This is a genomic window from Vibrio rumoiensis (assembly GCF_002218045.2).
GTDB lineage: Bacteria > Pseudomonadota > Gammaproteobacteria > Enterobacterales > Vibrionaceae > Vibrio > Vibrio rumoiensis.
Window position 1 is genome coordinate 151,877 of record NZ_AP018686.1, and the last position, 13,904, is coordinate 165,780.

The window sequence follows — 13,904 nt, forward strand, 5'->3', positions numbered from 1 at the left end:
GCTCTGGCCTCGAATCATACAAAGTTACGCCGCTTGGTTACCTTGTAAGATTTCCAATATTTCTTCGACATCAGTAGCCGTTGTTAATCTTTCAATGGCATCAGGATTATCTAAAGCATTGGTTATCGTAGTGATTACTTGAATGTGTTCGTCATTTTTAGCAGCTATACCGATAACAAGTTTGGCGATTTCGCCTTCATCTTCACCGAATTGTACACCACTAGGGTACTGGCAAATGACGATACCAGTTTTTATCACGCGGTCTTTCGCTTCAACGGTTCCATGAGGTACGGCAATAGATTCACCAAGGTAAGTTGGTACCAGTTTTTCACGCTCAAACATGGCATCGACATATTCAGGTTCAGCATAGCCAAGTTCGACTAATTGATTTCCTGCGAAACGGATAGCTTCTTCCTTATTACTTGCAGATAAACTTAAATGAATATTTTTACGTTCAATATTAAAAACAGAAGGGGCTTGTTCTTCAAAGCTCTCATCATTTGCCGCAAGTATAGAAACTTTGATTGCTTGATTATCGTTAGCCGCTTCAGGACGTTGCTTAGCTAATAGCTTGGTCATTAATTGGTTGTACATTTCGCTATCTAAGAAGTTGACCAATGAAATGTGGAAGGCATTAGGTACATGTTTACGAGCACGTTCTGTTAAATCTTTATGAGTGATCACAATATCAACTCCTTCTTGTAAACTATTAATGGCAAGGTTGGTCACTTGAATGTCTAGGCCCGCTTGTTGAATTTTTTTACGTAGCAGGCTGGCGCCCATGGCACTTGATCCCATTCCTGCATCACAAGCGACAATAATGCTACGCACATTTGCCATATCAATTTTGTTGTTTTGGTTGGCTGTTGCGCCCGCACCTTCACCTTTGGCTGAAGCTTTCATGCTTTGCATATTGGCAGTGGCTTTATTTAAGGCAGTTTCATCGCCATCCTCTTCCGTTGTGCGTTGTGATTTCATGAGCAATGCTGCGATGGTAAATGACACGGCAGTGGCGGAAAAAATAGAACATAGAACGCCTAGCATTGAGCTTTTTGGTGCCATTAATAAAATAGCGAAGATAGAGCCCGGAGAAGCAGGGGAAACGATACCAGCGTCAAAGAGTGTGAGAACAAATACCCCTGTCATACCACCCGCAATGGCCGCTATGATTAAACGTGGGTTCATTAGAATATATGGGAAATATATTTCATGGATACCACCAAAGAAGTGGATGATAGAAGCACCACCGGCGGTTTGTTTGGCCGTGCCTTTACCAAAAAACATATAAGCTAAAAGAATACCTAAACCTGGGCCTGGGTTAGATTCAATTAAGAAGAAAATAGACTGACCAGTTTCGGCAGCTTGCTGAATGCCTAATGGTGAGAAAATACCGTGGTTGATGGCATTATTTAAGAATAGGATTTTTGCTGGTTCAACAAAAATAGAGGTTAAAGCAAGTAAGTGAGCATTCACTAAGAAATGAACGCCTGCCGCTAAAGTACTGGAAAGTACTTTAACAAATGGACCAATCAGCATGAAGGCAATAATTGCACAAACCATCCCGATAATGCCGGCTGAGAAGTTGTTTACCAACATTTCAAAGCCACTTTTAATTTTCCCTTCAACGCGCTTATCAAAGGCTTTAATGGCCCAACCGCCCATAGGGCCAACAATCATTGCCCCCATGAACATTGGAATATCGGTTCCAACGATCACACCCATCGTAGTGATTGCACCGACAACAGCACCACGCTCACCACCAACAAGTTTACCACCGGTATAACCTATTAATAAGGGAAGCAAGTAAGTAATCATCGGTCCAACCATAGAGGCTAAGGTCTCGTTTGGAAACCAGCCAGTTGGAATGAATAAGGCAGTAATAAAGCCCCATGCGATAAACGCACCTATGTTGGGCATAACCATGTTAGAGAGGAAACGACCAAAATTTTGTATCTTGATCTTAGCATCAGGTGATATCATAACAACTCCCGTTTGATGTTCTTAATTATTTTGTTGTTGTAAACGGTTCGCTAAAACCGCATTGATTGCTTAGTACCCAATCAATTTACCACACAAATTAATTAATGAACTGATAACGGGTTTTTTGTGATCAGTCTCTCTATTAAGTGTTATTTTTTTTATTTCTACGCGATCTACACTACAAAATTTAGCTGTAATTTTGTTACAAAACTCCAACTTGGCATTTTGATTAAAATAAATGGTGACTCACATCACAATATTACTGTGTGGGGTGGTGATATTTATTGTGATCATTGTCACTAAAATGAACTTAATAAACCTTTCTATAATAATATTAGTGATTTGTGTCACATCTGTTTAATTAATTCAATACTTGAAATAATTCTGTCTATGAATGTTTCATCTATGTGTAATTTAGTGACAAAATATTTAGCGTGAAATCTAGTTTTTATCGATATATACCTAAGAGAATTCAAGGTAAAAAAAATCCCTGCTATTTAAGGAAAAGCAGGGAGTGGCTTATTATGTCCCTTGCGGGCTGATGCGAATCAGAAGCACAATATACTCTGGGTAATAGAAGCTACAGTGTTGTTGGCTACGTTTATTCGCCTAACTGTATTTCTTATTACCTCGAGTATTAAAAATTATAGACCTTGATCACAGTTTTTGATCGTGAAATTTATGTGAACGGACGCTTAGTATTGGTGAAACTTACCGGCTTGATAATCATTAATCGCTTGGTTGATTTCATCCATCGTATTCATAACAAATGGGCCGTAATGCACCACTGGTTCATTGATTGGCTCACCAACAAAGATCAGTAAACCAGCATCACTATTTGCGTGTAATCTTACTTCATCGACACTTTCATCTTGCTCACCAGAAGCGGGAAGTATTGCAAAATCTGATTGCTGTAGCGCTTTACCAGAAACCGTTACCGCACCTTGATATACATAAATCATGGCGTTATGTTGGCTCGGAATGGTCAATGATATTTCACTGTTAGCGTTAGCTTTCCAATCTGCCACGGTGGCCGGTACTCCGGTATCAGTCAATGGGCCTTGCAATGCTTGATTATTGACCACTAAATCGCCTGCCAGAATGCGGAGTAGATTGCCTTCAGCGAGCTGTTTTTCGGTAATCGTTTCCGGTTGAAAATCAAAGTATTTGGCCGGTTGCATTTTGTCGCGTGCCGGTTGGTTTATCCAAATCTGAAAGCCATGTAATTGCCCATCTTCCATAATCGGCATTTCGCTGTGGATCACCCCTTGTCCTGCCGCCATCCATTGTGCACCACCGCTACGCAGTTCACCTACATTGCCCATGTGATCTTTATGCTGGAAGTGTCCATTCATCATATAGGTTAAGGTTTCAATACCACGATGTGGATGAGGTGGAAAACCACCTACATAATCTTTTTTATCGTCAGCTTTTAATTCATCCACCATTAAAAACGGAGAAAAGTGCTTGTTATTAAAACCAGCAACACGTCGGATTTTTACACCATCACCATCCGATGTCGGTTGGGATTGCATTACTAAACGCACTTCACGAAATTGGGTTTGAGACATATTGACCTCAGAGCTTAATAAATAAGGAATAGAGTAATCTTAGTGAAGTCGTTGCTTGCTGTTGAGTATGGGAAATGCATTAAGTTGTTCGAAAAAATTGAATAAGGGTAAGTAATGTTGCTTTTTGTTTCGGCGGTATGCTTGTTGATTCAATTGATTAAATAACATAGTTTATCTATTCATCAATAAAGAAAATGCTGTGGAATGATTCTACAAAAGCATCAAAAGGAATTGCCATGTCTATAAATAAAAAGAACACATTATTGGCTCTTGTGGGCTCGCTGACGATATTCACATCGTTTTGGAGTACTAATGCTAGCGCCGCAAACCAAGAAATTACCGTCGGAGCATTACGTTTTACCAGCCATGCAGCCACGTTTGTTGCGGTTGAAAAAGGTTACTTCAAACAACAAGGTCTAGACGTAAAGTTGAAGTTTTTCCAAGCGGCTCAACCAATGGCGGTGGCGGTCGCCTCTCATGATGTCGATTATGCGGTCACGGCGATGTCAGGAGGCTTAATTTCGCTTGCCGATAAAGGTGCAGTCAAAGTGATTGGTGGTTCTTTATCAGAAGATCCCAACGTCGATGGACAGAAAATCGTGGTATCGAATAAAGCGTTCGATGCTGGGCTGACCGACCCCTCTAAACTCGATGGTAAAACTTGGGCGATTTCTCAAGCGGGCTCGTCATTTCATTATGTAGGTTCTCAAATTGAGCAAAAAGAAGGCATTACACTTAAATTTAAACCGTTGCAAAAAGTAGGGGCGATTATTGGGGCGCTTAAAACTGGACAGGTAGATGCCTGGTCGATTGTTCCTCACATTGCTAAGCCATTAGCCGCCAGCGGAGCCATACATATCATAGGTAATGTTTCTGATTACCTGCCAAACTATCAAGTTACCACCATATTTACGTCTAGCAAGAATGCCTCTGATGAGCGTAAACAGACTCAAGCCTTTTTAACCGCTTTGGCAAAAGGTGCTGCGGATTACAATGCCGCAATGGTTGATAAGACCGCTGGGCCGCAAGCACAAGATGATATGGTGAAATTGATCCATAAGTATATTTATACGGATCGTCCTCTGGAGAAAGCGGCGCCAAGTATTATTAATGGCTCAATGCGTTTAAATACTGATAATTACCTGAATATGGCTTCTTTACAGAATCAATTGGACTGGTTTCAAAAAGAGAAAATGGTTAAAGCGGATATTAAGCTGAGCGACATTGTTGATAGCAGCTATGTCAAAACGGTAGATAGCCAATCAACAGCACAAGAGTAAGGCGAGATTATGAATTTAACCATTGAGAATCTTGGCCACTCGTATGGTGAGATGCCGGTATTAAGTGATATATGTCTTGATATCCCGGCGGGTAAAATTGTGTGCATTGTTGGGCCATCAGGCTGCGGAAAATCAACGTTATTACGCATGATTGGTGGATTAGAGCAAGCTTCATCGGGGCAAGTATTACAAGTCGGCGTACCGCCTAAAGGCTGCTTAAATCCACTTACTTATGTCTTTCAGGATTTTGCACTGCTGCCTTGGCGTACCGTCGAAGGCAATATTAGTGTGGTGCTTGAAGATCATCATCTCTCCAAACAACAGATTGAATCGATTATTACCGATGTTTTAGCTCGTACGAATCTCTCTGATTTTCGTAAAGCCTTGCCGAAACAATTATCGGGTGGGATGAAACAACGAGTTGCTATTGCTCGTGCTTTAGCGGTTAAACCAGCGGTCATGTTAATGGATGAACCTTTGTCAGCTCTAGATAGCCAAACTCGTGAGTTACTGATGGAAGATTTAGTGAACTTATGGACTAAAGAGCCATTTACCGCCGTTTATGTGACGCACAACTTAAATGAAGCGGTGCGTCTAGGGCATAAAATTGTTGTCCTTTCGCGTCGCCCCGGCTGTATTCATGAGGTTGTTGAAATAGAGACACCACTCAATGAGCGACATAGTAGTGATGTTGAGTTAGTCGAAAAGCAGTCTTATCTGTGGAATTTGATGAGAGCGGAAGCGATGGCGGCAGAAGGAGAGTTAGTCCATGGATAAGGTCACAACTCTAACCGGTTCCCAGCATTCGAAGGATCAAGAACAACGTGAACCAGTGCCTTTTCGTGGTGCGGGTTTTGCCCCGCAAGCAAAACCGTGGGTTGGTGTGTTTGTTTTTATTGTTGTGATTGGTTTACTTGAAATAGGCGCTCGAACCGGATTCTTATCCCCTTTAACGGTTCCGAGGCCTTCAAACGTTTGGTATACCTTTGTCGATCTGTATCAAAGCGGGATGTTATGGCAGCAACTTATTCCATCATTAACCCGTCTTGTCGTTGGTGCTTCCATTGGTGTCGTATTGGGCATCAGTGTTGGCATTATGATTGGGCTGTTTTCTCTGGCAAGAGCGGGGCTCGTTCCTTTAATTTCAGCTATTTTTCCTATTCCTAAAATTGCTTTATTGCCTTTATTTGTGATTTGGTTTGGAATCGATGAAGCTTCAAAATATGCCTTAATCGCTTTCGGCACTTTTACGCCTACCGTGGTGGCAACTTACGGCGCGGTAGATAATGTTGATCGTTCTTTAATACGTATGGGGCAAAGCTTTTCTATGTCATGGTTTTCAATCGTGCGTAAAATTGTATTACCCGGTGCAATGCCGGGAATTTTGTCTGGCTTACGAGTGAGCTTAGCGATTGCTATCATTTTATTGGTCGCAGCAGAAATGCTAGGGGCAGAATACGGTATTGGTGCTTATATTTTAGAAGCCGGCTCTTTATATGATTTAGAGCGTTTGTTTACCGGCGTCGCGATTTTATCTCTTTTAGGTGTATTAATAAGTTTTGTTATTGGAAGAATAGAAAAGCGTTTATTAAAATGGCGCTAAGTGGTTAATTCACAATCAATATCGTTATTAAAAAGGCCCCATTTTATTATTAGAATAGGGCCTTTAATCTATTTATTGAACATTGATTAAGTCAAGAATCCATCTTCTATCACCCGCATTTCACCTTCACCTCGGTTAGCCCCATTTAACCAGGTTATTGACGTAATAAACAAATGGGCTTTGGTCGATGAGTGCTGATTTGATTGAGGATATTTATCAAAATAATGATATCTGGATTTTGATATTTTACTCCTCGCAATATTGTCCATCCTTTCAACGGTTTTATTCATATGTGAAAAACATGCAAACATGATCCAGTTACCACTATTTTCCCAGTAGCGGTTTTGTCTATATTTTTAGCGGCTATCTTAATGGCGGGAACCGGATCCATCCTATTAAATGAATACATAGCTTATATCCAGCGCTAGAACGCACAACAACCCGCTGGATGATTCGATTCATTTTACTGTGGTGGGCTCATGATGAGTGTTGAAAAATTTACAATTGGTTTGGATTTTGGCTCCGACTCGGTTCGTGCTTTGTTAGTCAATATCAAAACCGGTCAAGAAGTGGCTTGTGGTGTTCAATATTATCCGCGTTGGATGGAAGGACAGTATTGTCAGCCGGCGGTTTCACAATTTCGTCATCACCCGCAAGACTATATTGATGCAATGACTGCAGCGGTAAAAGAAGCGCTTGCTCAAGTATCTGACGAAGTTCGTAACAGTGTCGTTGGTATCGGTGTGGATACTACAGGTTCAACCACTGCGCCGGTCGATAAAGATGGTAACGTTTTGGCTCTATTGCCAGAATTTGAGCACAACCCTCATGCCATGTTCATTTTGTGGAAAGACCACACTTCCATTCAAAAAGCAGAACTCATCAATAAGCTGGCTCATGGTGGCGACTTCCCTGATTACACTCGTTATGTTGGCGGTATCTACTCTTCTGAGTGGTTCTGGGCAAAAGCGGCTTGGGTGAGCGAGCAAGACGCTGATGTGGCGAAACATGCACATACTTGGGTGGAATTATGTGACTGGATCCCAGCATTAATTTCTGGCAATCAAGCGCCAAACAAATTACGTCGCGGTATTTGCGCCGCTGGGCATAAAGCGCTGTGGCACGATGATTGGAATGGTCTGCCAGCTCAAGATTTCCTATCTGCGATTTCACCGACTTTAGATGGCATTCGTGAGCGCATGTTTACTGAAGTCTATACCTCTGACCAACAAGCCGGCTTATTAAGCGCCGAATGGGCGGAGCGTTTTGGTTTGCCAGTCGGTATTGCGGTTGCGATTGGTGAGTTTGATTGCCACATGGGCGCAGTCGGTGCTGGTGCTGGCGAACATGACCTAGTGAAAGTGATCGGTACTTCAACTTGTGACATTTTGATGGTGAAACCAGAAGATGTAGCAGGCAAAACCATTGAAGGCATTTGTGGTCAGGTAAAAGGCAGCGCATTGCCAAACTTAGTGGCGTTAGAAGCGGGTCAGTCTGCTTTTGGTGATATTTACGCATGGTACAAACGCCTACTAATGTGGCCGATTCAACAATGGGTGAAAACGCACCCAGAAGATCAACATCTACTTGATGGTATTGATGACATTCTTATCCCAATGCTGGCGGATGCAGCGAGCGATCAACCTCAAGCGGAACATTCTCCACTGAGCATGGATTGGCACAATGGTCGTAGAACGCCAATGGCCAACCAACGCTTAAAAGGGGTGATCAGTGGCTTGAATTTAGGCAGCACCTCTCCAGATGTGTTCTACAGCTTAGTGGAATCCACCGCGCATGGTGCAAAAGCGATTATGGATTGCATGGTCACACAAGGCGTTGATGTGAAACGTGTGCTGGCGATTGGCGGTATTGCACAAAAATCATCCTTGGTCATGCAAACCTGCGCCGATGTGATGGGCCGTGATATTGCGGTGGTGGAATCTGATCAATGTTGTGCACTGGGCGCGGCGATTTTTGCGGCAGTGGCAGCCGATGCTCACAGCAGCGTTTCTGAAGCTCAAGCGGCAATGGCGAGCCCAATTCGTCATGTCTATACCCCAGAAAAAGGTGCGGTGGCTTTCTACCAAAATCGTCATCAATCTTACCGTGATTTAGGCCAGCATGTTGAAGCCTTTACTGATGAACAAAAAGGAGCCTAATCATGTCACAGCAACGTCTTCCAGAATTAAGAGAACAAGTATGGCGTGCCAATATGGATCTTCAAGTTCACAACTTGGTGACCTTCACTTGGGGCAACGTATCGGGCATTGACCGTGACACAGGTTTAGTCGCCATTAAACCAAGCGGCGTCGCTTATGAAGATTTGAGCCCAGAGAATATGGTGCTGGTGGATCTTGATGGCAACGTGGTGCAAGGCGATTTAAAACCGTCATCCGATACCGCGACTCACTTAGCGCTATACCGAGCGTTTAAAGACATCGGCGGCATCGTACATACCCATTCTTCTTACGCAACCTCATGGGCACAAGCTGGTGCGGCCATTCCAGCTTTTGGTACCACGCATGCTGATTATTTCTACGGCAATATTCCTTGCGCTCGTGCTCTGACGGAACAAGAAATCAAAAATGAATACGAATTGAATACCGGCAACGTGATTATAGAAACGATCGGTGACACAGATCCGATGGCGATTCCCGGCATTTTAGTTCGCGAACACGCACCGTTTACTTGGGGAACTGACCCACATAACGCGGTACACAATGCCGTAGTGGTAGAAGAAGTCGCCAAAATGGCGTATCGCACCATTACGATTAATCCAAGTACTTTGCCAATTCCGCAGACCTTGTTGGATAAGCACTACCTACGTAAGCACGGAAAAGACGCTTACTACGGACAAAAATAGTATTCCTATTGACTTAATATTTCATCGTTTCATTCAAGCGCAGTACTTAACAAAAAGTCATTGAATGGGACGACACCGAACAAAGACAGAGGCAATTATGACAAACTTAACAACAAACAAATCAGTATGGTTCATCACAGGTTCACAGCATCTCTATGGACCAAAAGTACTTGAGCAAGTCGCTGCCAACAGCCAAGAAATTGTGGCGGGTTTTAATCAAGGAAATGATATTTGTGTCTCTATTGAATGCAAAGACACAGTCAAATCACCAGAAGAAATTTTGAAAGTGTGCCAACAAGCCAATAACGACGAAAACTGTCTTGGTGTGGTACTTTGGATGCATACTTTCTCGCCTGCAAAAATGTGGATTGCCGGTCTGAAACAACTGAATAAACCATTCGTTCATCTACATACTCAATTTAGCGAAGCCCTACCGTGGGAAAGCATTGATATGGCGTACATGAACTTAAACCAAAGTGCTCACGGTGATCGTGAATTTGGTTTCATCGGTACTCGTTTAGGCTTAGATCGCCGCGTTATCGTGGGTCACTGGCAAAAAGAATCGGTACGTAAACAACTCGATCACTGGTGTCGTGCAGCGATTGGCTGGAACGAAAGTAATACACTACGAGTGGCTCGTTTTGGTGACAACATGCGCCAAGTGGCGGTAACCGAAGGCAATAAAGTCAGCTCACAAATTGAGTTTGGTTTTGAAGTTCATGCTTATGGTTTGGGTGAGCTAACAGAAGTCGTTAACGCAGTAGAAGACAGCGCGATCACCGCATTGCTTGAAGAATATCGTTCGACTTACAGCATCGCATCAGAAATTTTTGAAAATGCAGAACAACTTGAAGTATTGAAAAATGAAGCGCGTTTAGAGCTAGGTATGGAGAAATTCCTACAAGATCGCGGCTGCATGGCGTTTGTAAACACCTTTGAAAACCTAACTGGTCTAACGAACCTTCCGGGTTTAGCGACTCAACGCTTAATGGAAAAAGGTTACGGCTACGGCGGTGAGGGGGATTGGAAAACATCCGCTATGGTTCGAATCATCAAAGCGATGGGCCAAGGTCTACCGGGCGGTACGTCTTTCATGGAAGACTACACTTACAACCTAACGGGTGACGGTCAAGTATTGGGCGCACACATGTTAGAAGTCTGTCCAACCATTGCAGCAGAAAAACCATCAGTACAAATTCACCGTCATACCATTGGTAAAACGGATGATGTTGCACGTGCCATCTTTAGCGCTAAAGCCGGCCCTGCATTAGTGGTAACACTGATTGATCTAGGTAACCGCTACCGTATGCTTGTTAACGAAATCGACACGGTTAACCCACCATCGGATCTACCGCACCTTCCAGTTGCACACGCACTTTGGGAGCCTAAGCCGAACCTTGAAGTCTCAGCCGCCGCTTGGATCCATGCGGGGGGCGCACATCACAGCGTTTATACACAAAATGTCACGCTCGATATGCTAGAAGATTTTGCTGAGTTTGCTGGCATCGAGCTTGTTGTGATTGATAGCAACACAACGATTCGCGATTTTAAAACCACACTTAAACACAACAGCATGTTCTACCGTCTAAGCAACGGCATCTAATGAACTTCAGCGCTTATTCCGCAAAAGAGTAAGCGCTTTTTTTATTTTTATATTTTAGGGATCGAGATGAATCAATTACAACAACTACGTGAGTTCACCACTGTGGTGGCCGATACAGGGGATATTCAGGCGATAACGCAATATCAACCACAAGATGCCACCACCAACCCATCATTAATCTTAAAAGCGGCGCAGCTTTCCGATTACCAACCATTGATAGAACAAGCCATCGAATATGCGAAAAGTCAGAGTCAAGATAAGAAAACGCAGATCGAAGATACGTGCGATATGCTGGCAGTCAATATTGGTAAAGAAATCCTAAAAGTCATCCCTGGCCGTATCTCAACTGAAGTGGATGCGTGCCTTTCTTATGATACTGAAGCCAGTATTAAAAAAGCGCGTAAACTGATCAAACTGTACAACGATGCAGGCGTCAGCAATGACCGAATTTTGATTAAATTGGCCTCGACTTGGCAAGGTATTCGCGCGGCTGAGCAGTTAGAAAAAGAAGGCATTCAATGTAACCTGACGCTGTTGTTCTCGTTTGCTCAAGCGCGTGCCTGTGCCGAAGCAGGCGTTTACTTGATTTCGCCATTCGTGGGCCGAATCATGGATTGGTATAAAGCCAAAGAAGGCAAAGCGTTCTCGGCATCAGAAGATCCGGGCGTATTGTCGGTACAGAAAATTTACCATTACTATAAATCTCACGCTTACCCAACGATTGTCATGGGCGCAAGTTTCCGCAATGTTGGGGAAATTTTAGAGCTAGCGGGTTGTGATCGCTTAACCATTAGCCCACAACTGCTGCAAGAGCTTGAGCAAACAGAAGGTAAAATCAGCGCTAAATTGGTAGCAGGATCTGAAACCAAGCCCGCACCACAACCCCTGACCGAAGCGGAATTCCTGTGGGAGCATAACCAAGATCCAATGGCGGTCGAAAAATTGGCGGAAGGTATTCGCAATTTTGCTATCGATCAAGGTACACTCGAAGCGATGATTGCAGAGAAATTGTAAAGATTACTCTTTCAAAACGTTTTACTAAGCCAGTACCGAGTGACTGGCTTTGTTGTATAAAAGGAAGTCTATGACGTACCAATTTTTGGCATTAGATCTTGATGGCACCACACTGCAAAATGATCATACTTTACATCCATTGGTTAAAGAGTATGTGCAGAAAATCAAACATCATTATCCCGTTATGATTGTCACTGGTCGCCATCACACCGCAGCGAAACCTTATTATGATGAGCTCGGGCTAACCACTCCTATTATCTGTTGCAACGGTGTCTATCGCTATGACTACACCAACCATTGTGTGGAAACTGGCATAGCGATTCCCCATGATTTAGCGCAATCCTTTTTAGCTTTAGCGCACCAATATCAACTGCAACTGGTGATGTACACCGAAGACGGTATGGCGTTCTCACACCACGATCCTATTCCTTATATGTTGCCTTTAAAGCAATGGGCACAAAGCTACCCAATAGATCAACGTCCGAATATTTATCAAGTGGAAAGCTTTGAAGCTGAATTGAACAAAACGAACAAAGTGTGGAAGTTCGTCGCTCAAGGCTCAGCGAAAAACTTTCAAGCCTTTTTGCAGCAACCACTGATTGAACAATATTTTTCAGGCTCGCTATCGGGTGAAAATAAAATTGATCTGGCGATGAAAGGGCACAGCAAAGGTAAAGCTTTGATTGATTACCTGGCTACGAAAAATATTGATGAAAAACATGCGGTTGCAGCCGGTGATAACTATAATGACATCTCCATGCTGAGTGTGGTTGGGGGCTCGATTGCCATGCTGCACGCCCATGATGAAGTAAAGAAACATGCTAAAATTATCTGCACCACTGATAATCAGGGTGACGGATTAACACAATTATTAAAACAATATTTTCCGATTAAGAATTAAAACCCATATATAGGGTAATTGCTGCTATGAATTCAACAATGCAAACCGATCCATTAAAACCGGGGTATGATTTTAATGCTCATTTGGTCGCGGGTTTAACGCCAATAGAAAAGGGCGGTGATCTCGATTTTACTATCGATCGTCCTAATGGCATGAAAGGCTTTATCATCAACTTGACGGTTAAAGGCCAAGGTACGGTCTTTCATGGCGATGATGCGTTTGAAGTGCAAGAAGGGGACTTGCTCCTTTTCCCAACCGGAGTACCTCACTATTATCATCGTTCTGAACAAACGGAAGAATGGCACCACCGCTGGATCTATTTCCGCCCACGTGCCTACTGGAATAACCGTCTAAAATGGGAAGAGTGCATCAATGGTGTATTCATTACTAAAGGGGTGCAAATTGACGATCAGGAAAAGCTCAACCAATTGTTTTTACAAATTGAAGCATTGAGTAAAGTTGAAGAGCCTTATGTCGATGAGTTGAGCTTAAACTTGCTTGAGCAAATTTTGATTCGTTGCAAAATGAACCAGCCTAATTTGATTAAAAAGCGCGTCGATCCACGCATCACCGAAGTCGTCAATTATATGGCCAAACACCTTAATGAAGACTTCTCGAACGAACAGCTTGCCGAGCTTATTTGCCTTTCACCTTCCCGCCTAGGGCATTTATTCCGCGATGAGATTGGTATGACCATCACCCAATGGCGTGATGACCAACGTATTAGCCGCGCTAAGCAGCTACTGGTGACATCAAACTATTCGATTAACCAAATTTCACGCCTAATTGGCTATTCTGATCCGCTTTATTTTTCACGGGTATTTAAAAATAAGGCAGGACTTAGCCCGAAACTGTACCGTGAGAAGGTGATGTAGTAATGGGTTTCTAGGGAGAACTATTCGAGATACGAAGTGCCTGAATGGTGAGTCCGATATTATTTATAGAGCCAGTTTGAATGTATGAATTTTTAATGGAGAATTAGACTGATTATCTCTGCATTTTATCCTTTTTAAATATGGGATAAGTCTGACTTTATTAAAGTATTTAGATGTTTAGCTTGCTGGACAGAAAAGCGAGTGGAATGATAGA

Annotated in this window: 11 protein-coding genes; 9 read left to right on the forward strand and 2 right to left on the reverse strand. The window is 43.0% G+C overall.

All coding sequences use genetic code 11. The features are described 5' to 3' along the window. Nucleotides 1-24 precede the first annotated feature (24 nt). Both VRUMOI_RS13290 and VRUMOI_RS13295 read right to left on the reverse strand, forming a co-directional pair. Nucleotides 25-1,980 (reverse strand): PTS mannitol transporter subunit IICBA, encoded by a 1,956-nt coding sequence (locus VRUMOI_RS13290; RefSeq protein ID WP_089138092.1) that lies wholly within the window; start codon nucleotides 1,978-1,980, stop codon nucleotides 25-27. Between the two features lie 695 nt (nucleotides 1,981-2,675). Then, nucleotides 2,676-3,551, reverse strand: a complete 876-nt coding sequence (locus VRUMOI_RS13295; protein WP_089138093.1) for a pirin family protein — start codon at nucleotides 3,549-3,551, stop codon at nucleotides 2,676-2,678. Nucleotides 3,552-3,787: 236 nt separating this feature from the next. Here VRUMOI_RS13295 and VRUMOI_RS13300 point away from each other — a divergent pair, with 236 nt between their 5' ends. The 9 genes from VRUMOI_RS13300 (at nucleotide 3,788) to araC (ending at nucleotide 13,690) form a co-directional block, all read left to right on the forward strand. Further along, the gene (locus VRUMOI_RS13300; protein WP_089138094.1) at nucleotides 3,788-4,831 is read left to right on the forward strand and encodes an ABC transporter substrate-binding protein; all 1,044 of its coding nucleotides are present in this window, start codon (nucleotides 3,788-3,790) and stop codon (nucleotides 4,829-4,831) included. 9 nt (nucleotides 4,832-4,840) lie between these two features. Beyond that, on the forward strand, nucleotides 4,841-5,608 hold the full coding sequence (locus VRUMOI_RS13305) for an ABC transporter ATP-binding protein (RefSeq protein WP_089138095.1): 768 nt from the start codon (nucleotides 4,841-4,843) through the stop codon (nucleotides 5,606-5,608). After that, a complete protein-coding gene (locus tag VRUMOI_RS13310) occupies nucleotides 5,601-6,434 on the forward strand; it encodes an ABC transporter permease (protein ID WP_089138096.1) in 834 nt (277 codons plus the stop codon). The genes VRUMOI_RS13305 and VRUMOI_RS13310 overlap by 8 nt, the downstream gene beginning before the upstream one ends. A 482-nt stretch (nucleotides 6,435-6,916) precedes the next feature. Continuing rightward, nucleotides 6,917-8,593 (forward strand): ribulokinase, encoded by a 1,677-nt coding sequence (locus VRUMOI_RS13315; protein WP_089138145.1) that lies wholly within the window; start codon nucleotides 6,917-6,919, stop codon nucleotides 8,591-8,593. A 2-nt stretch (nucleotides 8,594-8,595) separates the two neighbouring features. Then, nucleotides 8,596-9,297, forward strand: a complete 702-nt coding sequence (locus VRUMOI_RS13320; RefSeq protein ID WP_089138097.1) for an L-ribulose-5-phosphate 4-epimerase — start codon at nucleotides 8,596-8,598, stop codon at nucleotides 9,295-9,297. A gap of 97 nt (nucleotides 9,298-9,394) precedes the next feature. Further along, complete coding sequence (gene araA / locus VRUMOI_RS13325; RefSeq protein ID WP_089138098.1) at nucleotides 9,395-10,900, forward strand: L-arabinose isomerase; 1,506 nt, start codon at nucleotides 9,395-9,397, stop codon at nucleotides 10,898-10,900. Nucleotides 10,901-10,966: 66 nt separating this feature from the next. Beyond that, nucleotides 10,967-11,914: a transaldolase gene (tal, locus tag VRUMOI_RS13330; RefSeq protein WP_089138099.1), complete on the forward strand. Its 948-nt coding sequence runs from the start codon at nucleotides 10,967-10,969 to the stop codon at nucleotides 11,912-11,914. A gap of 70 nt (nucleotides 11,915-11,984) precedes the next feature. Beyond that, nucleotides 11,985-12,815, forward strand: a complete 831-nt coding sequence (locus tag VRUMOI_RS13335) for a Cof-type HAD-IIB family hydrolase (protein WP_089138100.1) — start codon at nucleotides 11,985-11,987, stop codon at nucleotides 12,813-12,815. Between the two features lie 26 nt (nucleotides 12,816-12,841). Continuing rightward, entirely contained in the window at nucleotides 12,842-13,690 is an 849-nt protein-coding gene (gene araC, locus VRUMOI_RS13340; RefSeq protein WP_231897547.1) for an arabinose operon transcriptional regulator AraC, read from the forward strand. Nucleotides 13,691-13,904: the final 214 nt, after the last annotated feature.

What these genes read in the sequence shown, in the direction of transcription:
- VRUMOI_RS13290 (WP_089138092.1), bottom strand. Translation starts at nt 1,980, where the DNA reads ATGATATCACCTGATGCTAAGATCAAGATACAAAATTTTGGTCGTTTC.
- VRUMOI_RS13295 (WP_089138093.1), bottom strand. Translation starts at nt 3,551, where the DNA reads ATGTCTCAAACCCAATTTCGTGAAGTGCGTTTAGTAATGCAATCCCAA.
- VRUMOI_RS13300 (WP_089138094.1), top strand. Translation starts at nt 3,788, where the DNA reads ATGTCTATAAATAAAAAGAACACATTATTGGCTCTTGTGGGCTCGCTG.
- VRUMOI_RS13305 (WP_089138095.1), top strand. Translation starts at nt 4,841, where the DNA reads ATGAATTTAACCATTGAGAATCTTGGCCACTCGTATGGTGAGATGCCG.
- VRUMOI_RS13310 (WP_089138096.1), top strand. Translation starts at nt 5,601, where the DNA reads ATGGATAAGGTCACAACTCTAACCGGTTCCCAGCATTCGAAGGATCAA.
- VRUMOI_RS13315 (WP_089138145.1), top strand. Translation starts at nt 6,917, where the DNA reads ATGAGTGTTGAAAAATTTACAATTGGTTTGGATTTTGGCTCCGACTCG.
- VRUMOI_RS13320 (WP_089138097.1), top strand. Translation starts at nt 8,596, where the DNA reads ATGTCACAGCAACGTCTTCCAGAATTAAGAGAACAAGTATGGCGTGCC.
- araA (WP_089138098.1), top strand. Translation starts at nt 9,395, where the DNA reads ATGACAAACTTAACAACAAACAAATCAGTATGGTTCATCACAGGTTCA.
- tal (WP_089138099.1), top strand. Translation starts at nt 10,967, where the DNA reads ATGAATCAATTACAACAACTACGTGAGTTCACCACTGTGGTGGCCGAT.
- VRUMOI_RS13335 (WP_089138100.1), top strand. Translation starts at nt 11,985, where the DNA reads ATGACGTACCAATTTTTGGCATTAGATCTTGATGGCACCACACTGCAA.
- araC (WP_231897547.1), top strand. Translation starts at nt 12,842, where the DNA reads ATGAATTCAACAATGCAAACCGATCCATTAAAACCGGGGTATGATTTT.